General features: G+C 56.9%; 22 protein-coding genes and 1 tRNA gene. 7 read left to right on the top strand and 16 right to left on the bottom strand.

Going from position 1 to position 24,866, the window contains the following annotated elements:
* Nucleotides 1–3 precede the first annotated feature (3 nt).
* From ku to E5201_RS04100, 5 genes are all read left to right on the top strand, one after another.
* Nucleotides 4–903 carry a non-homologous end joining protein Ku gene (gene ku / locus E5201_RS04120; protein WP_140984743.1) on the top strand — a complete coding sequence of 300 codons (900 nt, stop codon included), beginning with the start codon at nt 4–6 and terminating at the stop codon, nt 901–903.
* A 3-nt stretch (nt 904–906) separates the two neighbouring features.
* Nucleotides 907–3,456: a DNA ligase D gene (gene ligD / locus E5201_RS04115; protein WP_140984742.1), complete on the top strand. Its 2,550-nt coding sequence runs from the start codon at nt 907–909 to the stop codon at nt 3,454–3,456.
* 147 nt (nt 3,457–3,603) lie between these two features.
* Entirely contained in the window at nt 3,604–5,232 is a 1,629-nt protein-coding gene (locus E5201_RS04110; RefSeq protein WP_140984741.1) for an ABC-F family ATP-binding cassette domain-containing protein, read from the top strand.
* A 31-nt stretch (nt 5,233–5,263) separates the two neighbouring features.
* Complete coding sequence (locus E5201_RS04105) at nt 5,264–5,605, top strand: DUF2322 family protein (protein ID WP_140984740.1); 342 nt, start codon at nt 5,264–5,266, stop codon at nt 5,603–5,605.
* 117 nt (nt 5,606–5,722) lie between these two features.
* Nucleotides 5,723–6,277: a DUF4334 domain-containing protein gene (locus E5201_RS04100; protein WP_140984739.1), complete on the top strand. Its 555-nt coding sequence runs from the start codon at nt 5,723–5,725 to the stop codon at nt 6,275–6,277.
* Between the two features lie 19 nt (nt 6,278–6,296).
* Here the strand turns inward: E5201_RS04100 and E5201_RS04095 are convergent, their stop codons facing one another.
* From E5201_RS04095 to E5201_RS04070, 6 genes are all read right to left on the bottom strand, one after another.
* Nucleotides 6,297–6,896: an NADPH-dependent FMN reductase gene (locus tag E5201_RS04095; RefSeq protein WP_140984738.1), complete on the bottom strand. Its 600-nt coding sequence runs from the start codon at nt 6,894–6,896 to the stop codon at nt 6,297–6,299.
* A gap of 10 nt (nt 6,897–6,906) precedes the next feature.
* Nucleotides 6,907–7,965, bottom strand: coding sequence for an ABC transporter substrate-binding protein (locus E5201_RS04090; RefSeq protein ID WP_140984737.1), 1,059 nt, complete (start codon nt 7,963–7,965; stop codon nt 6,907–6,909).
* A gap of 86 nt (nt 7,966–8,051) precedes the next feature.
* The gene (locus tag E5201_RS04085; RefSeq protein WP_140984736.1) at nt 8,052–8,483 is read right to left on the bottom strand and encodes an RrF2 family transcriptional regulator; all 432 of its coding nucleotides are present in this window, start codon (nt 8,481–8,483) and stop codon (nt 8,052–8,054) included.
* An 89-nt stretch (nt 8,484–8,572) separates the two neighbouring features.
* Nucleotides 8,573–9,370, bottom strand: coding sequence for a sulfurtransferase (locus tag E5201_RS04080; protein ID WP_140984735.1), 798 nt, complete (start codon nt 9,368–9,370; stop codon nt 8,573–8,575).
* Nucleotides 9,371–9,381: 11 nt separating this feature from the next.
* On the bottom strand, nt 9,382–10,773 hold the full coding sequence (locus E5201_RS04075) for an NtaA/DmoA family FMN-dependent monooxygenase (RefSeq protein ID WP_140984734.1): 1,392 nt from the start codon (nt 10,771–10,773) through the stop codon (nt 9,382–9,384).
* Nucleotides 10,774–10,782: 9 nt separating this feature from the next.
* The gene (locus E5201_RS04070) at nt 10,783–11,937 is read right to left on the bottom strand and encodes an LLM class flavin-dependent oxidoreductase (protein ID WP_140984733.1); all 1,155 of its coding nucleotides are present in this window, start codon (nt 11,935–11,937) and stop codon (nt 10,783–10,785) included.
* A 174-nt stretch (nt 11,938–12,111) separates the two neighbouring features.
* On the opposite strand from E5201_RS04070, the gene E5201_RS04065 reads away from it, so the two are divergent.
* Nucleotides 12,112–13,083, top strand: coding sequence for an aldo/keto reductase (locus E5201_RS04065; RefSeq protein WP_140984732.1), 972 nt, complete (start codon nt 12,112–12,114; stop codon nt 13,081–13,083).
* A 47-nt stretch (nt 13,084–13,130) separates the two neighbouring features.
* Here the strand turns inward: E5201_RS04065 and E5201_RS04060 are convergent, their stop codons facing one another.
* The 9 genes from E5201_RS04060 to E5201_RS04020 all read right to left on the bottom strand — a co-directional run bounded on the left by E5201_RS04060 (nt 13,131) and on the right by E5201_RS04020 (nt 23,992).
* A complete protein-coding gene (locus tag E5201_RS04060) occupies nt 13,131–14,441 on the bottom strand; it encodes an MFS transporter (protein WP_140984731.1) in 1,311 nt (436 codons plus the stop codon).
* Nucleotides 14,441–14,773 (bottom strand): tautomerase family protein, encoded by a 333-nt coding sequence (locus tag E5201_RS04055; protein ID WP_140984730.1) that lies wholly within the window; start codon nt 14,771–14,773, stop codon nt 14,441–14,443. The genes E5201_RS04060 and E5201_RS04055 overlap by 1 nt, the downstream gene beginning before the upstream one ends.
* 11 nt (nt 14,774–14,784) lie before the next feature.
* A complete protein-coding gene (locus E5201_RS04050; RefSeq protein ID WP_140984729.1) occupies nt 14,785–15,777 on the bottom strand; it encodes an ABC transporter ATP-binding protein in 993 nt (330 codons plus the stop codon).
* Nucleotides 15,774–16,775 carry an ABC transporter ATP-binding protein gene (locus E5201_RS04045; protein ID WP_140984728.1) on the bottom strand — a complete coding sequence of 334 codons (1,002 nt, stop codon included), beginning with the start codon at nt 16,773–16,775 and terminating at the stop codon, nt 15,774–15,776. Before E5201_RS04045 ends, E5201_RS04050 begins: the two co-directional genes overlap by 4 nt.
* A complete protein-coding gene (locus E5201_RS04040; RefSeq protein WP_140984727.1) occupies nt 16,772–17,599 on the bottom strand; it encodes an ABC transporter permease in 828 nt (275 codons plus the stop codon). Before E5201_RS04040 ends, E5201_RS04045 begins: the two co-directional genes overlap by 4 nt.
* A 4-nt stretch (nt 17,600–17,603) precedes the next feature.
* The gene (locus E5201_RS04035; RefSeq protein WP_281280200.1) at nt 17,604–18,668 is read right to left on the bottom strand and encodes an ABC transporter permease; all 1,065 of its coding nucleotides are present in this window, start codon (nt 18,666–18,668) and stop codon (nt 17,604–17,606) included.
* Between the two features lie 10 nt (nt 18,669–18,678).
* The gene (locus E5201_RS04030; protein WP_140984726.1) at nt 18,679–19,710 is read right to left on the bottom strand and encodes an aldo/keto reductase; all 1,032 of its coding nucleotides are present in this window, start codon (nt 19,708–19,710) and stop codon (nt 18,679–18,681) included.
* Between the two features lie 135 nt (nt 19,711–19,845).
* The gene (locus E5201_RS04025; protein ID WP_140984725.1) at nt 19,846–22,050 is read right to left on the bottom strand and encodes a TonB-dependent receptor; all 2,205 of its coding nucleotides are present in this window, start codon (nt 22,048–22,050) and stop codon (nt 19,846–19,848) included.
* Nucleotides 22,051–22,399: 349 nt separating this feature from the next.
* Nucleotides 22,400–23,992 carry an ABC transporter substrate-binding protein gene (locus tag E5201_RS04020; protein ID WP_181404536.1) on the bottom strand — a complete coding sequence of 531 codons (1,593 nt, stop codon included), beginning with the start codon at nt 23,990–23,992 and terminating at the stop codon, nt 22,400–22,402.
* A 328-nt stretch (nt 23,993–24,320) separates the two neighbouring features.
* Between E5201_RS04020 and E5201_RS04015 the strand changes: the two genes are divergently transcribed.
* Entirely contained in the window at nt 24,321–24,506 is a 186-nt protein-coding gene (locus tag E5201_RS04015) for a YodC family protein (protein ID WP_140984723.1), read from the top strand.
* A 234-nt stretch (nt 24,507–24,740) separates the two neighbouring features.
* Here the strand turns inward: E5201_RS04015 and E5201_RS04010 are convergent.
* Nucleotides 24,741–24,817: transfer RNA gene (locus E5201_RS04010), tRNA-Met, on the bottom strand.
* Nucleotides 24,818–24,866 lie beyond the last annotated feature (49 nt).

The raw sequence follows: 24,866 nt of genomic DNA, 5'->3' as shown, positions 1-24,866 counted from the left end.
GAGATGGCCTTACGTCCCTACTGGAGCGGTAATTTGCGTATGTCACTGGTCAGCCTGCCGGTGGGTATCTATTCGGCGCTCAACCGGTCACGCACTATTCCGCTGCGTGAAATCTATCGCAAGACGAAGCAGCGTATCCGGCACCAGAACGTCACCGAAGACGGTACGGTGGTGGATCGGGACGATATCGTCAAAGGCTATGAGGTGGAAAAGGGCGAATATGTCCTGATTGATCCGGACGAGATTAAGGACCTCAGGATTCCGTCATCGCGCACGCTGGAGATCGTGCAATTCGTCAGTTCCGACGAAATCGACGATCTCTATTTTGACTCACCCTATTTCGTTGCGCCGCAGAAATCCGCAGATGAGGATACCTTTGCCATTATCCGCGATGCCTTGAGGCAGACCAAAAAGACCGGTATCGGGCAACTGGCGATAGGCGGGCGGGAGCGGCTGTGTGCCATAAAGCCCTGCGGCACGGGGCTTTTGCTGCATACTCTGCGTTATGAGGACGAGTTGCGTGACAGTGATCCGTTTTTCGAGGACATCACCGCCAAGGCCTCGAAATCCGAAGAACTTGATCTTGCCAAGGAACTGATCCGGCGCAAGACGGCCGAGTTTGATGCCGGTCATTTCCATGACCATTATCGGCTGGCCTTACAGGAACTGATTGATGCCAAGCTCGAGGAACGTGATCCGGTAACCATTGAAGAGGACCGGCCCGCGGCCAAGGTTATCAATCTGATGGATGCCCTGCGTAAAAGCCTTCAGGAGTCAGGATCGGAAGACAAGGCCGAAAAGCCTGCGCGGCGCGCGACAAAAAAGACGCCTGCCGCCAAAGATACCAAGGAACGCAAACCGGCGGCGGCGAAAGCAAAACCTGAGCGGAAAAAGGCGGGGTAAGCCATGGCGGACCGGCTTGAGACCTACCGCCAGAAACGCGATTTCACCCGCACACAGGAGCCTTCGGGCGAGCAATCCTTGCCGGAAGGGCGGCGCTATCTCATTCAGAAACATGCAGCAACGCGACTGCATTATGATCTCAGGCTTGAGACGGGGGGTGTGCTTAAGTCATGGGCGGTGACGCGAGGGCCGAGCCTTAATCCGCAGGACAAGCGTCTGGCGGTCGAGGTCGAGGATCATCCGGTTAGCTATGGCCGCTTTGAAGGCACGATCCCCAAGGGGCAATATGGCGGCGGGACGGTCATGTTGTGGGACGAAGGCACATGGGAGCCGTTAGGTGATCCTGACGAGGGCCTTAAGGAAGGCAATCTCAAGTTCCGTCTGCATGGCCAGAGATTGCAGGGCGAATGGGCGCTGGTGCGCATGAAACCGCGTGCGCAGGATCGCAACCGTAAGGGTGAGGTGCGCCACAACTGGCTGCTGATCAAGCATAAGGACGCCTTTGCCCGAGACGAGGTGGCCGAAAAATGGCTGGAGGATAATGCCTTTTCGGTGATCAGCGGGCGGCGCATGGACGATATTGCCGCCAATCTTAAACCGCCACATGAACGTGCGGTTAAGACTGAGGCGAAAACGGTCAGCAAGACCAGCAAGGCGGCTTTGGCGTTTGTGCCGCCCGCTCTGGCGACCTTATCGCTGGAAATTCCGAAGGGGCGCAACTGGCTGCATGAGATCAAGTTTGACGGCTATCGCATTCAGGCTCTGATCAAGGGCGATGATGTACGGCTTATGACGCGCACCGGCCTTGACTGGACGGCGCGGTTCGCCCCCCTGCCCGATCAGTTAAAAGCGCTGAAGGTGACATCGGCCATATTGGATGGCGAGGTGGTGGCGGTCAATGCCGAGGGGCAGCCGGATTTCAAAACGCTACAGGCGACCTTAAGCGGTGAGATTGAGGCGCCCCTGCAATACTACGTTTTTGACCTGCTGCATCTGGATGGCAAGGATATCACTGACCTGCCCTTAAGTGAGCGCAAGGCGCAGTTGCGTCCGATCATCGAAGGGGCGGAGACGGATAATCATATCAACTACAGTGACCATTTCGATATCAGTGGCGCGAATTTTCAGAAGACGATCTGCGGCCTTGATATGGAAGGGATCATTTCCAAACGCGCCGATGCGCCCTATCGCTCAGGGCGCGGGCGCGAGTGGCTGAAGATCAAGTGTCACCGGCGTCAGGAATTTGTCATTGGCGGCTATACATTACCCACCAAAGGCGGGCGCGGGATCGGGGCCTTGCTGGTCGGTTTTTATGAGGATGGGCAATTTATCTATGCCGGAAAAGTGGGTACGGGCTTTACCCAGACCTCATCCCTGAGGCTAAGGCAGCAGTTGGAGGCCCTGCCTGCCGAGGCTTCGCCTTTTGTCGATGTGCCTGCCGCCTTTCGGCGCGGGGCACGCTGGGTCGAGCCACGGCTGGTGGCCGAGGTGCAGTTCGCCAACTGGACCAGCGAAGGACGCATGCGGCATCCGTCTTTTCAGGGTCTGCGCGAAGACAAGCCTGCCGCCGTCATCGGTCGGGAGTTGCCATCGCCTGAGGGCAAGGCAGAGGTAAACGCGCCTCCAAAAGGAAAGACATCCATGTCAAAGAACGCTAAAGCCGAGATCGGCGGCATAGCCATTTCTAACCCGCAGCGGATTGTCTATCCCGATATCGGCCTGACCAAGCTGGAGGTGGCTGAATATTATTATTCGGTGGCTTCTGTTTTGCTGCCTCATGTCGCGGGGCGGCCTGTATCGGTGATCCGCTGCCCCGAAGGCATGGCTGAAGACTGCTTTTTTCAGCGGCATCTGGCGGGGGCCAATATCCCGCACATCCATGATACCGGCATCAAGGTGACCGGACGTAGCGACGGCTATGTGATGATTGAGGATGCGGCGGGTCTTATATCACTCAGTCAGTGGGGCGTTTTGGAAATTCACCCCTGGGGCTGCATGGCCGAAGCGCCTGACCTTCCGGACCGGATCATCTTTGACCTTGATCCCGATGAGGCCGTGGAATGGGCGGAGGTCGTCACAGCAGCGCGTGAAGTGCGTCTGCGTATGCAGGAATTCGGACTGAAAAGCTTTGTCAAAACCACGGGCGGCAAAGGATTGCATGTGGTCATTCCCATCAAACCCGAACATGGCTGGGATGACATCAAGGCCTTCAGCAAGGCCATTGCCCAATCCATGGAACATGACACGCCGGATATCTATATTGCCCGTGCGTCAAAGGCCGCGCGTAAGGGAAAAATCTTCGTCGATTACCTGCGCAATGACCACACAGCCACAGCGGTGGCCCCCTATGTCGTACGCGCCAGAGACGGCGCGCCGGTCGCCACGCCCGTCGAATGGGACGAATTATCAGAAACGCTTACGCCTGCGGATTTCAATGTTCGCACTATGGCGGCGCGTTTGAAGACCGTTAAGGGCGATATCTGGGCCGATATGCTGACGGTGAAACAGTCGCTGTCCGCCAGGATATTACGGGCGCTGAATATCGGTGATTAGCGCCGCGTTTGGGTGTTTCTGAACGGATGGCTATGAACATGCTTCCCAAATCTGCCTTACACCTGTAGACCCCTGACCAACCGCACGGGCGCGCCTTGTCGTGAGACAGATGGTCCGCTCAGGCTTCCTTTCAGTCAGTAAGAACCCATGATCCGTCTCGATAATATCAGCAAGCAAAATGGCCACCAGATTCTGTTTATCGATGCGTCGATGAACATTATGAAAGGCGAAAAGGTCGGGCTTGTCGGACCAAACGGGGCGGGTAAAACGACCCTGTTCCGCATGATCACCGGTCGGGAGCAACCTGATGACGGTCAGGTGCTGATCGATCCCGGCATGACCATCGGCTATTTCAGTCAGGATGTCGGCGAGATGTCGGGCCAGAGCGCTGTCTCCGCCGTGATGGACGGGGTCGGCCCCGTCAGCGCGCTGATGGCCGAGATGGCAACGCTTGAGGCCGGTATGGTTGATCCGGATCAGGCCGATCAGATGGACGCCATTATTGAGCGGTATGGCGAGGTGCAGGAAAAATTTGAGGAACTGGACGGCTATGCGCTTGAGGCGCGCGCACGGGAGGTGCTGGCGGGCTTAAGCTTCAGTCAGGAACGCATGGATGGTGATGTCGGGCTGTTGTCCGGCGGCTGGAAGATGCGCGTCGCCCTCGCCCGTATTCTGCTGATGCGGCCGGACATGATGCTGCTCGATGAACCGAGTAACCACCTTGATCTTGAGAGCCTGATCTGGCTTGAGGCCTTCCTCAAATCCTATGACGGGGCCTTGCTGATGACCTCGCACGATCGGGCCTTCATGAACCGCATTATCGGCAAGGTCATCGAAATCGATGCCGGTTCGCTGATTACCTATTCGGGGGATCTCGATTTCTTTGACCAGCAGCGTGCCCTGACCGAAAAGCAGCGTCAGGCGCAGTATGAGCGCCAGCAGGCCATGCTGGCCAAGGAAATCAAGTTCATTGAACGCTTCAAAGCGCGGGCGTCGCATGCGGCGCAGGTTCAGAGCCGTGTGAAAAAGCTCGACAAGATTGAAAAGGTCGAAGCCCCTCGCCGTCGCCAGAACATTCAGTTTGAGTTCCGGTCGCCGCCGCGTTCAGGCGAAGATGTGCTGAACCTGCGTCAGGTGCATAAAAGCTATGGCAGCCATACCATCTATGACGGACTTGATTTTCAGGTGCGTCGTAAGGAGCGCTGGTGCGTGCTTGGGGCCAATGGCGCGGGGAAATCGACCCTGCTGAAACTGGCGGCCGGAACAGAGACGCCGGATCAGGGTAAGGTCAGCATCGGCGCCAGCGTTAAGATGGGCTATTTTGCCCAGCACTCGATGGATTTACTAGACGGCGAGGAAACGATTTTCGAGTCGCTCGACAGCAGCTTCCCTCAGGCCGGTCAGGGGGCGCTCAGGACGCTTGCCGGATGTTTTGGCTTTTCAGGGGATGATGTCGAAAAGCCCTGTCGCGTCTTGTCGGGTGGTGAAAAAGCCCGGCTGGTGATGGCCAAGATGTTATTCGATCCGCCGAACCTTCTGGTGCTCGATGAGCCGACCAACCACCTTGATATGGCGACCAAGGAGATGCTGGTTGCGGCACTGGCCGATTTTGAGGGGACCATGCTGTTTGTGTCGCACGACCGGCATTTTCTGGCGGCCTTATCGAACCGTGTGCTGGAACTGACGCCTGAGGGGGTGCACAGTTACGGCGGCGGCTATAGCGAATATGTCGCCCGCACCGGTCAGGAAGCACCGGGCCTGCATCCGGGCGGGTAGCTTTCTTAAATTATAATCAGGAATGAGACAGATGACACAGATAAAAGCCGGTTCGTCGTTTAAGGAAAACCTGCAGAAGTTGCCGTCTATTGAGGGACTGCAGCGCATTGAACTGAGCGACAAGACCGGTGCTGTGGTCGCAACCATCGAGAATGCGCCGGGCAAACAGGGTTCGCTGGCCGTCTATCAGTATCTTAAACACTGTTTTGGTACGCTTGATGCGCAGGCCGCCCGTCACGGACTGGAGATATTCGCCGAGCACACAGCGGATGCCCGCAACCGTCCCGGTGCCCATCCCAATGTCGATATGCTGATAGCTGTCGCCGAGGGTGGTGAGCCTTTGGACATTGGCCTGATCGCAAACAAGGGCTGATCACCGGTTGGGTTTGGCAAATTTACCCGAAGTTTGCAGATAGCTCTCCAAAGCCGCCTTTAGAAACCACTTGCGCTTGCGTTAAGGTTTTCAGAGAACGGCTGATGGAGGGCATCAATGCTGCCTGAGTGGCTAAGGACCTGGCAAACGACCCCTTTGGATACCGCTGCGGGGTTAAGGCATTTTGACAGCTTGCCCGCGGTTCAGGTTTCAGAACTGAACGGCGACTGGCTGGGCTCAGGGTTACACACTCAGCACCCGCTTGATGGCTTGCTGGAACGGTATGGGTGGTACGGTAAAGCCTTTCATACACCGGAGGTGGTTGATCCCCTTCTGTTTTCCGTATCCGGTAAGATAGTCAGGGTTGATCCGGCACGGGTTCCCTTAGGTCTGGCGCTGAAAATGCCCCGGCTGGCTCGCCATCCGGTTATGTATGGGCTTTTCAAAGTGCTCCATCCGCTTATTCAGACATCCAGACCAAGGGCCCGCCTTCGCCTCGTCGTCTATCGCGGCGCTACAAGTGCGGCGATGATTTATGACCATCAACCGATAACAGATCATTTTCGTCGGATTGATGAACGCCACATTCTGGGCCTTATGGACTTGAGGGGCGCCTTGCCGTTTTTCTTTCTGCTGAGCGCGGGGCCGCCGCTTATATCTATCACCAGGTAGCCTATACCTGCAGGTAAGACTATTCGGCGAAACTACGCTGTTTATGCAGCAGATGAAACTCTACCATCTGACGCGCCTGCGTCCGAATGGCTTCTTTCAGCGAGTTGCTCAGTATCTGGCCCTGTTCGTCGAAAATAACCGGATTGTTGACGGCAACCCCTATCGGCGTTGGCCAGCCTCTCAGGGCGTGTACAATATCGCGCACCCCTGAGAGGGTTGCCCCTGCCCCCTGACCGCCACCGGCGGTCACCACAATGCCCACCGGACGGCCATCGAGATAGGGACGCGCATCGGTACGCAGGTCTGAAATCAGATCGATGGCATTTTTGACCAGCCCCGTAATGCCCCCATGATAGGTCGGGGTGGCGATAACGACCCCGTCCGCTTCCCTGATGGCCGCCAGAAAGGCTTCCTGCGCGGGGGTGCGACAGGGATCGACCGGATCATAGTGCGGCAGGGCCGCCAGATCACGTCCGCTAAAAAGGCGGGTACGCGCCCCCAACTGCGCCGCCTCATCGAGTACTGTTTTAAGCAGACGCTCGGTTTGTGAATCCTGGCTCAGGGCACCGCCAAAACCAACGATAACCGGCGCCGTGTGGCGAGCGTAAGATAAGGACATAGATTTTCTCTCAATGGTCACGAAGTAGACTCGACTGAACCAGCGGCGATGTATTAATCCATGCGCCGACATCGAAGCGGATCTCAATCAGCCCGAACCTGTGCAGAAAATCGACCTGATCCTGCAAGGCGGCCACCCGCGCCGAATTGAGCTTGATATCAAAAATATGTTCCAGCCTGGGGCCGTAGCCACGCCGGACACTTTCTGGTGTGGAATCGGTGTCTTCGGCCAGAATCTCGACCACTTCGCGGGGATGTTCCGACGCCCATTGCCCTGCCACTCTCAAGGCCTTCAGATAGCGTGTCACAAGATCCGGATGATCATCAAGCAAATGCCGATGCACAGTGAGCAGACGGGGCGTGCCGTTGTTGACGCGCAATTTCGGATCATCCAGCGCGTTGATATCGAGAACCACCTCAAGATTATGCGCCTGCTGAAGCTGTATCGCCGCCGCACCACGGGCATAGATGACATCGATCTCGCCGCGCAACAGCGCCTCTTCGGTGACACGCGAGCCATTATCCCCGCGCCGGGCGTAGGGCTGAAAGCGCAGATCAGGCCCTTTTATCCGGCTTAAGATAACATCCTCAAACGTAAGACCGGCCAGTTTCAGCGCGGTGTCAAAGCCCCGCAGGGCCATGGCCTGCCAGACATCAACCTCGGCAGGGGTATGGGACAGGCCCAGTCGCTTGCCTTTCAGTGCACCTATACCCTGCCCGTCAAATCCGAGACCGGGACGCGCCAGAAGCACCTGCACCTCATCGACCCAGGTCAGGCCGATGACAACCGTATTATCATATCCGCGCTGTGCCAGATTACGCGCCCGGTTAAAAATCGGGAACACGTTCCCGCCTTCGCGTACCAGTGTCTTGATGTCATGGTGGAAATGCTGGGCGCGCAAGGTCACATCCCGCGCCTCTTTCAGGGGTTTCAGCTGAAAGCCGGTACCTTGGGTATATTTTCCCAGAAAATCCTGCCTATGGGCAAGGGATGTCGCGGTAGGCACCGGCCCGCTGTAGAACCAGAGCGTATCCGAAGGCACCAGCGGAATGGTCGAATGATAGGTCATCACAGTTATCCTTGAAACTGTTTTATTTCCTATCAATTAAGTCTGAATTTGCAATCCAGAAAAAGTAGCGTCAGGCACTATCGATCCTAAACTATGCCAAGTTGCGGTTGACTCACCGCGTCACCAAGTGTTGTACGATCAAGAACGTCCGAGGCTTCGCGACGGACACGGGCCATGATGCGCCGCAGTTCACAGGCCTTTTCGTCACGGCAATCCTCGCACCGTTTATAGAAATGCTGGCTGACACAGGGCAAAAGCGCCAGCGGCCCATCGACCACGCGCATGATCTCGCCGAAGGTAATCAGTTCTGCCGGACGCGCCAACCGGTAACCGCCCGTCTTACCGCGCAGGGCTTCGACAAATCCGCCCTGACGCAGTTCGGACATGATCCCCTCAAGAAACTTGCGCGGAATGGTCTCCTCGGCCGATATCACAGCCACCTGCTTTGGCACGACCGTATCCTGACGTGCCAGATTGATCATAGCCTTAAGTGCATAGCGGCAGCGTTGAGAAATCATAAGAAGAAGTGGCCCTTTGATGAATCACAATCCCATATGGCCGCAGTTGTATCAAAAAGCCAGCCTCAATTCATAGTCGCATAGTATGATCAGAGAGAAACCGCTTTGCCATAGGCTACCGGACGGGACGCATCGGCGCTCCAGCCAGACCATGAAGCGACATAGAGCGGTGGGATAATCCCCAGTATGGCCAGTGCCGCCGCATTATGCGCTGCAGAGACACCCGCGCCACAGCTTACACCTATGTCATCGCGCTCCGGATAAAGTTCAGCCAGTGCCTCATCCGACAAAAATGTCCCGTCCACGTCCAGATTACCGGACGCCGGAATATTGACGGCACCGGGGATGTGCCCGCCGGTTTTGGCTTCCGGGTCACCGTTAAAGGCTTTTGAGGCGCGCGCGTCCAGCAGACGCCCCTGACGGGCATATTCCGCTGCCTCGTCGGCCTCAAGTATCGGCAGATGGCCCGCGCCAAGCACGGCCTGCCCCTGCCTGTTCGGTGGCTCAAGCGTCGTCAGTGGCAATCCCGCGCGTTCGGCCGCCGCCAGACCGCCATCAAGCAAACGAACCGTCTTCAGTCCGGCCCACTTCAGTGTCCACCAGCCGCGCGCGGCCTGAAGATCTCCCTTATCATCATAGAGGACGATGTCGCTGTCATCATCTATGCCCCAGTTACGGACACGGTCCTGAAACACGACAATGTCGGGCAAGGGGCGATTGCCCCTCACCCCGCCGCCCGTACCGGCAAAGGCGATAGCCGAAACCGGCACAGCCCCGGCAATGCCCTGAGTGCGGCCCGTCTCATCGGCCCCCACATCAATCAGGATAACGGAGGGCAAGCGGTCTTTCAATTCCGCCGCCGTAATCAGAACGTCCTGTCGGCTCATCGCAATGCTCCCTATTCAGCTGCAACGACGGTGCGGGTCAGGCTGTTGGCCGGACGTTTGAGGCCCAGATGATCACGGAAAGTCGGGCCGGAATAGTCACGGCGGTAAAGACCGCGATTCTGAAGGATCGGCACGACCAGATCAGCAAAGGCGGATACCGTATCCGGATTATAGGCGGGGAAAATGTTGAAACCATCACAGGCCCTGGCTTCGAACCAGTGCTCGATATGATCAGCGACCTCTTTCGGATTGCCGACAACACCGCCGCCCTGACCGGCAGCGGCAATGATCAGATCACGATAGGTGATGCGATTAGCCCCCGTTACATCACGGCGTGTCCGCTCGGTAATCTGGGCAAACAACTTTTGGCCGTCTTCATTGGCTTCTTTCAGCACCAGCGGATCGACCACCTCATCTACGCCGCGCCCGATCACGTCAACGCCTATGGTGCGGGTGACGTTCGACAGGTTCCGCTTGCCCCGCCCCCCCAGCGCCCCATACCGACGATGTTCTTCAGCGGTATCTTCGGAGTCGATCTGGATGAAACTGTTGAGCTGATCGTAAATTTTCACGGCCTCTGCGGTCGTCGGCGCTACAATCGGCGTCATACCGGGCAGGATGGCAATATCGTCTGCGGAACGACCATGTTTTTTCGCCCGTGCCTTGATATCATCGTAATAGGCCTTAGCCGCCGGAATGTTCGGTCCTGCGGCAAAGATCACATCGGCATCGCGTGCGCCCAGCTCACGTGAGCGGTCAGAGGTGCCGGCGTGCAGAATGACGATATGCCCCTGTGGAGGGCGTTTGACCGCCAGAGGGCCGTTAATATTGAAGAAGCGACCCTGATGGTTGATCGCCCGTGCACCTGAAACCGGATCGGCGTCATAGGCGTCCTCATCCCACGAATCCCACAGCTTGCGCGTCACCTCGACAAATTCATCGGCCCAGTCATAACGCTTTTCGGTGTCCCAGTGTTCATCGCGACTGAAATTGGCGGCAGCGATTTCATCGGCACCGGTCACCAGATTCCACGAAGCCCGTCCACCGCTCAGGTGATCAAGCGACGCGGTAAGGTGCGCAATATTATACGGGTCATAATAGGTCGGGTTTGCCGTCACCACTATGCCGATATGACTTGTCGCCGCCGCCAGCGACGCCGCCGACACAAACGGTTCAAGGCGCGACATCTGCGACGGATTGGTCGTCTGCAAGGCCGGATCGGACGCCAGACGATCCCCAAGGAACAGGAAATCGAATTTAGCCCCTTCGGCGATTTGCGTCACCTTTTGCAGGAATTCTATATCGAAAGGCGCGGTTTCATGCGCGGTCGGCATACGCCATCCCGACGGATGGGTGCCATTGGCCCAGAACATGAGGCCGAAATGAAGCTGACGGTTGGACATGGTGGTTTCCTATACTGCCGCCTTGAGGTCGGCGCGGGTCGTTAAACGGTTGGCAGGACGATCAAGGCCCAGATGGTCGCGCAAGGTCGCCCCGTCCTTCGGCTCGGCCCAAAGACCGCGCGCCTTGAGTTCCGGCACAACAAGCTCGACGAAAGCCTCAAGCTGCGTTGGCAGGAGCGGCGAACGGATATTGATGCCGTTCACGCCACCGGTTTCGGCCAGGGCTTCGATCTGGTCGGCAATCTGTTTCGCGTCACCCGCGATGACATATCCGTCTGCCGATTGGCCTGCCCGCGCATTAAGGTCGGCCAAAAGCGCTTTGGCGGCCTCTGGCGTAGCGGCAAGCACGGGTATGACATCCGCAAACAGGCGTACGCTGTCTGCTGCGCGGCCAGCCGCCTTTACCGCTTCGCGCATTGCATCGGCGCGGTTACGAATTTCGGCGGGCGCATGGCTTCCGAGAAAAACAAGATCGGCCTGCGCCGCGATAGCATAGGACAGATCAGACGTGATTTCATGGGCCACCACCACCTGACCCTGCGGCGGACGGGCGACATTGAGCGGCCCCTTGATACGGAAGCGCTCACCCTCGTGATGTATCGGATGAATCCGGTCGCCATCAACATATTCGCCGGTGGCCTTGTTACGGATGAAGGCGTCATCTTCCCATGAATCCCACAGCTTGCGCAGGATATCCAAAACCTCGGCGGCACGGGCGTAATGCACCTCAGGCGTGGCTTCGGTCTGGCTGTAGTTACGCGCCGCCGGATAGGAAGCCCCGCTCGTCAGTTCCCAGCCTGCGCGACCGTGTGTCACATGATCAAGCGATGCCGTCAGACGCGCCAGATTGAACGGCTCGAAATAGCTGGTATTGCCCGTGACCACAAACCCCAGACGCTTTGTGCGCGTCGCCAGAAACGATGCCGTCGTAAAGGCTTCGGTACGCGCCAGAGCCTCCGGCGCATGGGCCGCAGCCCTGGCTTCAGGAGCCAGTTGATCCTGAAACCGTATGAAGGTGAAACCCGCCGCCTCAACCGCTTGCGTCTGGGCGGTAATTTGGGCCGGATCAAACGGATCATGCCGGCTATCCGGGTGACGCCAGGCTCCCGGATGCGCGCCGTGAGGGGTGTAGGTGAAACCAAAGTGCAAAGGCTTAGTGGTCATGGATAAGCACCGCGAAATGAGGATGAGGGGAAGAAAGCGGCGTGCCGTTGACGGCTAAACCTCTAAATGGGAACGGGGACACAAAGGCCGCTTGTTCCGTTTATGTGACTGTGCTAATCCTCAATCCATATCAAGTCAATATGATTTAAACTGACTTATTGGAGAAGCAAAACTATGTCAAATCTTGGAAAATTTACCGTCACTAAACAGGGTTTCGGCGCCATGGGCCTGTCCCACAACTATGGCCATGCCGATGAGGCCGAATCCTTGCAAACCCTTGCCCGTGTTATTGAACTGGGCATCAACTTCATCGATACGGCCAATGTCTATGGCAACGGCCACAACGAAGAACTGGTGGGCCGCGCCATTAAGGGCCACCGTGACCGTCTGATTATCGCCTCCAAGGTCGGCATTGTCGGCGGCAGCGAATCTCAGGAAGGCGCGGAAGGCAAGCGGGTCAATAATGCCCCCGCCTATACCCGTCTTCAGGTCGAAAAGAGCCTTAAGCGGCTGGGGGTAGAACAGATCGACCTCTATTATCTGCACCGCATCGACAGCAGCCTGCCGATCGAGGAAGCCATTGGCGGTCTCGTTCGCCTGAAGGAAGAAGGCAAGATCGGTAGCATTGGCCTTAGCGAAGCGACCGCCGATACCATCCGTCGCGCCCATGCGGTACATCCGATTACCGCCCTGCAAAGCGAATATTCACTCTGGACACGTGATGTCGAAAGCGAAATCCTGCCGACCGTGCGCGAACTGGGCATCGGTTTCGTGCCGTTTTCACCGCTTGGGCGCGGCTTTCTAGCGGGCGCTTCCGCACCGGTAGACGATCAGGATGTCCGACACAAGCATCCGCGTTTTCAGGAAGAGGCCGTAAAGGTCAATGCCGCGCGTCGCGCCATCATTGAAGACATCGCCCAACGGCTTAAGGCCACCAGCGCCCAGGTGGCTCTGGCGTGGGTGCTGTCGAAAGGCACCGTGCCTATCCCCGGTACGCGCCATGTCAAACACCTTGAATCGAACTGGGCGGCAAACGATCTGGTACTTGAGGCCGATGTTGTCGCTGAACTGGAAGAAGCCTTCCCGCTTGGGACTACGGTCGGCGCAAGGTTCCCCGAAACCGCTCCGGCACAAGGGCCTTCCTAGTCCTTTCCCAAGAAAGAAAAAGCCCGCCGTCACTGGCGGGTTTTTTTTCATGCTGCCTCTTTCAGAGAGCCCGTGTCCTTTGTCTTTGCATGAGGCGCGCCATCATCAATACGGTCAATACCCCTTAGCGACGGGAACAGGAAAAACCATATCCCGCCGACCGCCAGAACGCCTGCCCCGCCGATGACAGCCGCCGGTGCAGCACCGACAAACGAGGCGACAAAACCCGCCTCCATATCCCCCAGTTCATTGGCGGCACTGCCAAAGACCATATTGGCCGAACTGACCCGCCCGCGCATATCATCCGGCGTCGATAGCTGCACCAGCGACTGACGGATACAGGCCCCGGTCATGCGCGCCCCGCCCATTACCGTCAGGGCAATGATCGACAGAATATAAGAAGACGACAGCCCAAAGACGATGATCGACAGGCCAAAACAGGCCAGCGCCACGAACATCCAGCGACCGACCCGCCGGTGCATGGGCCGAAAGGCCATAAAGGTCGCCGCCGCCACGGCCCCTACCGCCGAGGCGCTGCGCAAGACACCGAAACCGGCTTCCCCGACATGGAGGATTTCGGTGGCGAAAATCGGCAAAAGCGCCGTGGCCCCACCAAGCAATCCGGCAAACAGATCCATTGTCGTTGCCCCAAGGATAAGGGGGTGGCGACCGATATAGGTAATCCCGCCCAAAAGGTGCGCCAGTCCCTTATTATGCTGGTCATTACCCTTGCTGCGGGTGCGCACCAGTGTCGCCAGCACAAACGAGCCGACATAAAATCCTGCAGCCACGCCATAGGCGGTGGCTTCGTTGGCCAGAAAGATAATCAGACCCGCCACCGACGGCCCCACTATGCCCGCCAGTTGAAAGGCCGATGAGTTCCACGCCACGGCATTGGGAAAATCCTGACGCGGCATGAGGTGCGGCATCCACGCCTGCGCACACGGAGCCGAGAAGGTTTTTCCCACACCGAAAATGGCCGCCGCCAGATAAAATGGCACCGGCGAGGTCACACCCTTAATGGTCAGGGCAACAAAAGACAGAGCCGACATCATGAGTACCAGCTGAAACAGCCGGTAAACATTGCGACGCTCAAACCGGTCAGCCGCCTGACCAGAGGGCAAGGTCGCCAGCAGCGTCGGCACGAAGACCGCCACACCGACCAGCCCGAGTGCCATCGGGTCACGCGTCATGGCATATATCTGCCAGCCAAGCGTCGGCAGCATGATATTGGTGCCAAGATTATTGGACATCCGCGCCAGATAGAACCAGCGGAAATCACGTGAGCGGAAGGCGGCAAAGGCGTCGGTGCGACCGGAGGACCGCGCGTCCGGTTCCGCACCGCCTGAAGCGGACATTAACTCCAGTTCTCTTTGGGCGATTCAATCAATATGACCTTCACATCATCTTCCGGCACGCCCAGCCTGCCCAGATTGCGCTTTAGCGCCGCATACAGGGCCTGCTTCAGTTCAGTCGTGCGACCGGAAAAGAGCGTGACCTGAAGCTCGGTATAGCGCGGCCCGTTGTCCGGTGCCGTGGCGTAATGGTGCGCAGGCAATTCGAGCAGGCGAATATGACGCGCCTGAGGCGGTGTGCCTATGCTTTCGGTCAGTGCCGTCTGCACGGCGTCAAATAGGGCTTCGGGGTCTTCGATCCAGCCTTCGCGGGTGGACACAAGCGTTGAGGGCATTTCAGATTTCCTTAAGAGTAAACAGGTTCCGGCACAGGCTGCACGGCGGGTTCTGCGGGTTCGGGCACCAGATGGCAGGCAACCTGATTACCGCCTTCGGCACGACGCAATTGTGGAACGCTTTCGCGGCAACGGGCCTCGACCAGCGGGCAACGCCCCTGAAACGGGCAGCCCTGTGGGAGGTGCAGATTACTGGGCAGTTCGCCTTGTAACAGCGGTTTGTCCACCGCGCGCGGCGCATCCGGATCATGGGCTGGCGCGGCATCAAGCAGGGCACGCGTATAAGGGTGCTTTGGGGATTTCCAAAAGCTGTCGCCGCGTCCCTGTTCGACAATGCGCCCCAGATACATAACAATCACCCGATCGGCGATATGTTCAACCACCGACAGATCATGCGAGATGAACAGGAACGACACACCGAGATCACGCTGCAAATCCCCCAGCAGGTTGATGACCTGCGCCCGTACCGACACATCCAGCGCCGATACCGGTTCATCGCAGACAATCAGTTTCGGATTAAGGGCTATGGCGCGCGCAATACCGACACGCTGACGCTGACCGCCGGAAAATTCATTGGGATAGCGGTCAAAACTGTCTTTCGGCAGACCGACCCGTGCCAGAAGTTCTTCGGTATGCTGGCGAGCGTCACGCTTCGACCAACCATTGAGGCGCAGCGGCTGGGAAATGCTCTGCCCCACCGTGTGACGGGGATTAAGCGCACTGGCATTATCCTGAAAAACCATCTGAATCTTCGGACGCACAGGTTTAAGGCCACGGGCATCCAGATGGGTAATATCCTGCCCTTCCAGACTGATTGAACCTCCGGTTGAGGGTACGAGTCGCATAAGGGTCTTACCGAGGGTTGATTTCCCGCAGCCGGATTCCCCGATCAGGCCCACGGTCTCGCCTGCGGCTATATCAAGATCAAGGCCATTCACCGCGTGCACCACCCCATGCGTAGTCGGCAGATGGACTTCCAGATTACGAACAGACAATAGCGTCATGCGACCTCTCCGGTTTCCGTCAGCCAGCAGGCCGTGTCATGCAAGGGGCCGACAGAACGGCGCTCAGGCGTTAGCTGGCGGCAAATGGCCCGAGCCTGCGGGCAGCGGTCGGCAAAAGCGCAGCCCGTCCGCGCCTCACCATAGGCGGGCACCAGACCGGCAATCTCAGGCAGGCGCATCCCACGTGGGTGATGACGGGTAAGTGCCAGAAGGCCCTGCGTATAGGGATGGCGCGGGTTGCGAAAAATCTCACGCACCGGCCCCTCCTCAACAATGCGTCCGGCATACATCACCGCCACGCGGTCGGCCATTTCCGCTACCACACCAAAATCATGGGTGATAATCAGCAAAGCCATGCCGGTTTCGCGCTTTAGCCGTTGCAGCAGTTGCAGCACCTGCGCCTGAATGGTGACATCAAGCGCCGTCGTCGGTTCATCGGCGATCAGAAGGCGCGGTTGTGAGGCGATGGCCATGGCGATACTAACCCGCTGGCACATACCACCCGACAAGCGGTGCGGATATTCCCTGAGACGGGCTTCGGGATCAGGAATTTGCACCAGCCGCATAAGCTCAATGGCACGGGCGTGCAGGGCCTCACCTTTCAGGTCGCTATGGGCGGTGATGGCTTCGCGGAGCTGTGCGCCTATGGATATGACCGGATTGAGCGCGCTCATAGGGTCCTGTGAGATCAGGGCGATCTCCCGCCCGCGCAGGGCATTCAGTTCACGGGCCTTAAGCGTCAGTATATCGCGCCCGTCAAGGCGCACTTCGCCCCCACTAACACGGGCGCGCCCCTTGGGCAAAAGCTGCATCAAGGACAGAGCCGCCAGCGACTTGCCACAACCGGATTCCCCGACAATGGCCACCGTCTCGCCGCGCCGGACAGACAGATCAAAGCCGGTGACAATCGGCACTTCGCCGCGTTTGGTACGCACAGAGGTCGTCAGGCCGCGTGCCTCGATAAAGGGCGTATCCACCGCAAAGGTTTGCGCATTCATCTGCGGCTCCCCGGATTCAGGACATCATTCAGGCCATCGCTAACCAGACTTAAGGCGAAGACCGTCAGGACAATGGCGGCGCCGGGAATGGCGCAGACATACCAGGCCGTACGGATCAGGCCCCGCCCCTCGCCCACCAACCGCCCCCATGTGGAAACCGACGGATCGCCCAGCCCGAGAAACGACAGGCCTGACTCCACCAGAATGGCACCGGCAATAGACAGGGTAGACACGGCGATGACCGGCGCTATGGCATTGGGGAGGATTTCGCCAAAGATCAGGCGGGCGTCAGTCATGCCCATGGCCCGTCCGGCCAGCACAAAATCCCGTTTGCGCCAGGCGAGAAACTCAGCGCGTGTCAGGCGGGCAATCGATTCCCATGAGACGATACCTATGGCAAGCACCACAAAGATAAGCTGTGGCCCTACGAACGAAACAATAGCCAGCAAAAAGACAAGGCCGGGAATGGTCTGAAACAATTCGATCAGACGCCCCGCCAGACTACCGATCACGCCGCCATAATAGCCCGCCAGCGCCCCTATGGTGACGCCGATCAGTATGGCCGTCGTCGCGGCGGCCACACCGATCAGAAGTGTTGTCCGCGTACCATGAACGATCATGGCCAGCATATCCCGCCCCAGCGCATCCGTGCCGAAAGGGTATCCGTCCGTCAGGGGCGGCTGGAGCGCCGGTGCCACAATCCGTAAGGGGTCACCGGGAAACAGAAGCGGTGCAGACAGGGCAATTAATCCGATCAGCCCAAGGATAGCCAGACCTGCGGTCGCCAGCCGGTTTTGCGTGAAACGAAGAAAGACATCGGTCATCGGCCTACTCCAGCACGATGCGCGGATCGAGCCACGCATAGACAAGATCGACCACCAGATTGACCGTAATGACGACCAGCGAACTGAGGATGATGATGCCCAGAACCATCGGATAATCGCGGGCCACAACGGCGTCATATAGCAGGCTGCCGATACCGGGCCAGTTAAACACAGCCTCAATCACGACCGACCCCGACAGCACGGAGGCAAATTGTAATCCCAGCACCGTCACAATGGGCAACAGGGCATTGCGGAAAATATGGCGCAGAATCACCGTACCTTCGGACAGCCCTTTGGCACGTGCCGTCTTAACGTAATCTGCCGTCGCCGCCTGAAGCATGGCCGTGCGCGTCACCCGCAGATAGATTGCCGACTGATGCAGGCCCATGGCCAGAGCTGGCAGCAGAAGATGATATCCGACATCAAGCAGATTACCGAAAAACCCGTAATCGGCTCCGATAGTTCTCATGTCACCTATCGGCAGCCAGCCAAGCGTCACGCCGAACAGGACAATCAGCATGATCCCGAGCCAGAACCCCGGCGCGGCAAACAGGAATACCCCCGTCATCGACAGGGCGCGATCAATAAAACTGTTGGGCCGCGACGCCGCTACGGCCCCTGCGGATACGCCGGCGACAAGGGCCACCAGAATACCCGAAATCATTAGCAACAGTGTCGCCGGAAGATGATGAAGAACCGCTTCAATTACCGGCAGGTTTTGCCGGTATGAGAAACCGAGATCGAACTGCGCTACAGCCTTGAGGTATTTGAGATATTGCACCCAAAGCGGCTGATCGAGCCCATAGGTCACGCTGAGGCGATCAATCATCGCCTGATCCGACACCTGCATTTCCGATGACATGATCTCGACGAAACTGCCCGGTGCCGAATGGATGAGAAAGAAGGTGCCGGTAATAATCGCCAGCATCAGCGGCAGGACGTGGGTTACCAACCGCACTACAAGCCGCCTCAGCAGAATCACCGGGCGGGAGGTGACCTTCGTCCTGACCGCGCCGTCAAAACGCAGTGGATCGGAAAAGGGACTCGGAAGAATGCGGTGGGATGCCATGAACTGCGCCTCAGATTCCGGCCTCTGCACCCTGAGCAGCGGCAAAAGCGGCATTGGCGGCAATATTGTGCGAAGCGACAGTTTCCCGCCCGAACTGGGGCGGCTGCGCCTTATAGGGAGCCTCAAGCAGGCCGATTTCCTCATCCGTCAGCACCAGATCAACCGCCGCCACGGCATCCTCAAGGTGATGTGGCTTGGTGGCACCGACAATAGGTGCCGTAAGGCCCGGTCGTGTCAGAAGCCAGGCCAGACCGATCTGCGCCGCCGGAACGCCACGCGCTTGGGCCACTTCGAGGACACGGTCAATGACAGCCTCGTCTTCGGGACGGGCAAAGTCCTTAACCACCTTGGAACGTTCCGTGCCGCGGCGGCGTGAACCGGTCAAAAGACCGCGCGCCAGCGGGCTATAGGGGATGACGCCCACACCCTGATCGATGCACAGGGGGATCATTTCCCGCTCTTCCTCACGATAAAGGAGGTTGTAACGGTTCTGCATGGTGACGAATTTGGTAAAGCCATGCACTTCGGCAAGATGCTGAAGCTTGGCGAACTGCCAGGCATACATGCTTGAGGCCCCGATATGCAGAACCTTGCCGGCCTTAATGAGGTCGTGCAGCGCCTCAAGAATTTCCTCAGGCGGCGTTGTCGTATCGAGACGATGAATCTGGTACAGATCGATATAATCGGTCTTCAGACGACGCAGGCTGTCCTCAACCGCATGACGGATGTGCTTGCGCGATAATCCGCGCTGGTTCACATCCTTGCCCATCGCGCCATAAACCTTGGTGGCGATAACCACCTCGTCACGTCGCACCCCAAGGGCCTCAAAGGCATTGCCATGAATGGTTTCTGCCAAACCTGTGGAATAGGAATCGGCATTGTCGAAAAAATTAATGCCCAGATCGAGGGCCTTTTTATAAAACGGCAGCGCTTCGGACTCAGGCAACGCCCACGGCATCCAGTCGGTCGAACCATAGCTTGAGCAACCGAAGGCGATGCGTGACACCTTGGTGCCGGTCGGTCCGAGATTAACATATTTCATAGTCGTTGAATCCTATTTACGGAGTGCGCTCCCTGACGCATCCCGCATTGATAGACGCGCTGATGCAAAAGTCTATCGATTTAATATGAATTAAGCCGCGCATGAGACTAAACTCTGCGCGGCTTTTTTAGTGGGTCAGTAGGCGTAGCGCAGACGGACAAACCATGTGCGCGGATCGGAATAGGTGGTGGCGTTGAGCGAGGTCACGCCATTGCCTCTCGCGCCGCCCGTATCATATTGTTCATCAAGCAGGTTACGTACCGTGAGCGATACCCGCCAGTTCTGCGCATTCTCCGGCACAAAACTGGCCGACAGGTTGACGAGATCAACCGCTTCGGCCGCAGCGCTTTCGGTATTCGGGCCATCGGTATAATATTTGGAACGCTGGATATATTCCGCCCCTAAACGATACTGGCCGAACGTGGTGATCGGCAGCACATAATCCACCGACAGGAAGTGCGACCATTTCGGTGCATTCTGAACCTGCTTGCCGACAAAGGTCGCCGTGTTCGACGCCGCCCCGCCTGCCGTCAGCACTTCGGAGTCGAGATAGCTGACATTATAAAGCCAGGTCAGGCCGCTCAATGGTCGCCAGGTGGTCTCAAGCTCGAAACCTCTGGTTTCCACCTCGCCCAGATTGATACGGTGGCTGACGTCGTTTTCATCCCGCGCCGTCGCCTGATAGCCTTCAACCTCATTATGGAAGATCGCCAGATTGGTGCGCAGGGTGCGATTGAAGAAATCAGCCTTTACACCGCCTTCAATGGCCACAACATATTCAGGATCATAAGGCAGGCCTGCAGCTTCCTTGGAGTTGGCGCGCCCGTCAAAACCGCCCGCCTTGAAGCCCTTGGACCAGGTAAGATAGGCGGCAATACGCTCAGAAGCCTGCCAGTTTATCCCTACCTTGGGCGTAAAGGACGTCCATGTCTTATAGTCACGACGTATAGTGTAGGGCACCGGCAGATACTGGCCGCCAGCGTTGCGTTCATCGCCGGTAAAGGTAAAGTCATGCTGCTCTGAGGTATAGCGTCCCCCGACAATCACCTCTATAGACGGCGTCCACTGATAGGTCAGCTGACCGTACACCGACTGGTTCTTTGTCTTTTCGCCCGAATCCTGAAGCGTCATACGCTCATGAAGGAATTCACTGCGATAGGGCAAAAGCGCATGGGTCGCATTGGGAGAATAGCCCGTGCGATAGGAGCGGAAATTATCAAACAGGAAGAACAGGCCACCGACGACATGCAGGCGCTCACCGCTATAGAGATACTGGAATTCCTGCGCCCAGTTCTCGTTGCGGTGGTTGGAAAAGGTCTTGTTGATGGTGGTGGCGCTGCCGTCCTGATCGTACCATCCCGGCTGCTTAAAGGCGCGCGTCGAGGTAATCGATTTGAGGACAGTATTTTCATTAAGCTGGTAGGTTGCCCGTAACGACACCCCGCCCAGTTCCGTCTTGTTGCTGATCAGAACGTCTGAATAGTTCACGCCCTTGTCGATCACGCCGCCGGGCTGAAGACGGCTTTGCTTCGGTGTCGGATCGCCATTATCTTCAAAATAGTCAGCAGCAAACAGCAAAGCCAGCCTGTCAGTCACATTATAGTTCAGCTTGAAGCGTATAGAGTCCGTCTGCACATCACCGACATATTGCTTGTTAGTCACGTTATAGACAAAGCCCTGACGCTCGCGGTGTATGTAAGAGATACTGGCCGCCAGCTTATCCTTGATTATCGGGCCCGAAATGCCGGCCCGCAGGATATTGGCCGAATAGTTGCCGCCACCGATTTCCAGAAAGGTTCTGAGTTCGTTATCAGGCAACCGCGTCGTCACCTTAATGGCACCCGCTGACGAGTTACGGCCATAGAGCGTGCCCTGAGGCCCCCTTAGTACCTGAATATCCTCAACATCATTCAGTTCGAAGGTGCCGCCAATGGGCCGCGAGATATAGACATCATCGACATAGGTGCCGACCGTCTGATTGGCGATCGAATCCGATTCCCCCACCCCGCGAATATAATAGCTGGTCTGCGAATGCTGAAGCGCGACCGGTGCCGCCAGACCCGGCACACGCGTCACCACATCACGCAAATTTTCAATCGCCCGCAGCTCAAGCACTTCGGGTGTCACGACCGTAATGGCAATCGGCGTTTTCTGAAGACTGGCGCGACGGAATTCAGCGGTGACAACCACCTCCTGAATCTCTTCGGCATCCGCTACAGCACCGGCATCATCCGTTGCGTTGGCGACAGATACACCTTGCGTCAGAACAGACAGGCCGATGGCCAGACTCAGGGTAAGCGCGGTCGAACCCGCCCAGCGGGATTGAACAGCCCGTTTCATACTTTTCTCCAATGGAAACCGGCGTGCGTTCTCTGCGGAATCTGCGCCGGACGTTATGTGCAAATTGTGGGGAGGAACAATCGGACGCGCCCTTCAGGCACTTTGATGTGTTTGAACACTCTCGACCGGAGGCCAGAGCCTCAAATCAATTCCATAATCATATTTAATTGATATGAATTAAAATGAAAGCGCAAACGCGTAGTCGGAACGCATTATTTCCTATCAAATTAGTTTAGTATTTTTAAATCAACCCCTGTAGATGCCAACCATCCCCGTTCCTGACGCCGTCGGTGCGCAGGAAGATCGCCCCAAACCGGCCAGCAGATCGCGGCGATCCAGGGTTATGGTCTTAATCCTTCCACACATCGCCCCATGAATCCGCCGCAATCTGCGCGGCAGGGGAATCGAAATGTACCGTTTTCTGAGCGATAATATGCGTCGGCCATTCGATCAGCGGCACCAGCGGCGCGTCCTCAAGAATAATGCGCGCCACCTGATCGATGTCAGCCTTACGTCTTATAGTATCGGTTTCCTGCTTTATCCGATCGAACAAGGCATCAAGCTTCGGATTGGAATAGCGTGAACTGTTACGGAAAATCAGCCCCTTGCTGATGCCTGCGGTTCCAAACACCAACGGCAGATCGGGGATGGGATCATTATAGGTGCCACCACCCTGACTATAGGCCACGTCAAAATCATAATCCGTATAAAGCGCTTTCAGTGAATTGGCCCGGTCCGGCACCTTAAGCGTGGTCGGGATGCCCAGATCCTCAAAGACCTGTTTCAGATAAGCCCCCGCCTTGCCATTTTCCTCCGACCATCCCGATGCCAGCAAACTGAGCGTAAAGCGCTTGCCATCAGCTTTTTTGGAATAGCCGGCCTCATCAAGCAAGCGTCCGGCCAGCGCCGGATCAAAGACGTAGGTCGGGACATCCGGATTGAAATATAGCTTATTGGTCGACAGAATCGGACTGATCGCGGGCTTGGCCAGACCATAATAGACCGTCCTGGCGATAAACTCCCGATCAATGGCATGTAACAGGGCGCGGCGAACCCGCACATCAGATACAACCGGATTTTTCGTGTTGAAATGAAGCCCCAGAGGCGCACCCTGATCCTCAAACTGAACGTTCAGATTTGGATTGGCCTTCAGCCGTTCGATGTCCCCAAGTGGTGCCGGATTGGAGACGCCGACATCCAGTTCTCCGGTCTCAAAAGCCGCCGCACGCGACGCCGGCTCACGCCACCAGCGGATAATAAGCTTGTCGAGCCTCGGCTGACCGGCCACCCAATAGTCGGGATTGCGCACGAATTCGGCAAACGAGCCCCGCACCCATTTCGAAAATTTCCATGGGCCTGTACCCACCGGTGCATTATTGACCGGATTGAGCAGGATATCGGTTCCCGCATACAGGTGTTTAGGCAAAATGTAGTTCGTCAGATCACCAAACAGATAGCCAACGCTAAATTCCGGTACGGGCCGGTCAAAATGGACCGTGACCTCATGCGTCCCCGTCGCTTCAACGCCACTCAGGAAATCGAGAATGGTCTGCGGGAAAAACGGCTTCCAGTACTCCGTCACCGTCCACACCACATCGTCTGAAGTGAACGGCTGACCGTCGTGCCACTTAACATTAGCGCGCAGTTTGATTGCCACCGATCTGGCGTCATCCGCCAGAGCCCAGCTTTCAGCCAAAATAGGGGTAAAGCTCTGATCGGCATTATATCGTACCAGACGTTCCAGCACCTTGGAGCCGGAAAAGCCAGGCCCACCGCCACCGCCGCCCGGTGCAAAAATCGTGTGCGGTTCAGGGTAGCCGATTGTTGCCGTGAGCGTCTTTGACGCGCCGTTACCGTTCGCAGGTGGCCTGCCGCAAGAGGCCAGCAAGGTTCCGGCAGCCGTGAGGGGAAACAGGGCAAGAAGGGATCGACGTGACAGCATGATAACTCCATAAGCAGCGCACCCCATGGATTATCATATCAATTTGATATGTAAACTACTCACCAATCCCTGCGATCACGCTCGGCGTAAGTTTGAACATATTTTTCATTTAAATCATATACTTAATTAAGCATGTGCTAACGCTCAATTAATTCTCTAGTCTGAAATTAGCCCAACTATTCTTTCCTAGCTTTATAAAACTTCGTTAACATTCCAATATGATATGAATTTAAGCCAAACCCGATAACACCTGTCTGCCACTTACCAATTGAAAATTTGCATCCTGAGATTCAGTTATTTCGCAGCCCCATACTCAGGAGTTAGAAAAATGTCAGAGGCTTTTACCGTAGGCGATAAGGTGCAGCTAAAATCAGGCGGGCCGGTGATGATCATTGAAAACATAGATGCAACCTTAGGCAAGGTATCCGTTGAATGTATCTGGTTCGATGGAAACAGCGAAAAAAGGTCATCCTATTTTGATTACACTCTGGAAAAAGCTGCATCCGATAAATAGCGAAAAAAATAGGCGCGTCACCAAGCAGGTGAGTGACGCGCGATTTGCTCGTTCCCCACGGACTGGGGGCTTGGGGGATGAGACCGAGAAACTTTGTTTTAGCGGATAGCCATGCGGCACCCGTCTGTCGGGCAGTCATTCTATCGACAAACTTTATATTAGACGTAAGCCACGGCCCTCAAACGCAGAAAAGCCCGCTTTTGCGGGCTTCTAGGATATTGTTTTCTGAGATAATGGTTGCGGGGGCCAGATTTGAACTGACGACCTTCAGGTTATGAGCCTGACGAGCTACCGGGCTGCTCCACCCCGCGACACTTGTAACCGGTTTGAGAGCGCTGCCCGGTTATGTTTTTGGTTTTC

Origin of the sequence: Asticcacaulis tiandongensis, from assembly GCF_006475605.1 — a bacterium.
GTDB lineage: Bacteria > Pseudomonadota > Alphaproteobacteria > Caulobacterales > Caulobacteraceae > Asticcacaulis > Asticcacaulis tiandongensis.
The sequence above is the reverse complement of the archived record's forward strand: the minus strand, read 5'-3'. Positions and strand labels throughout refer to the sequence as shown.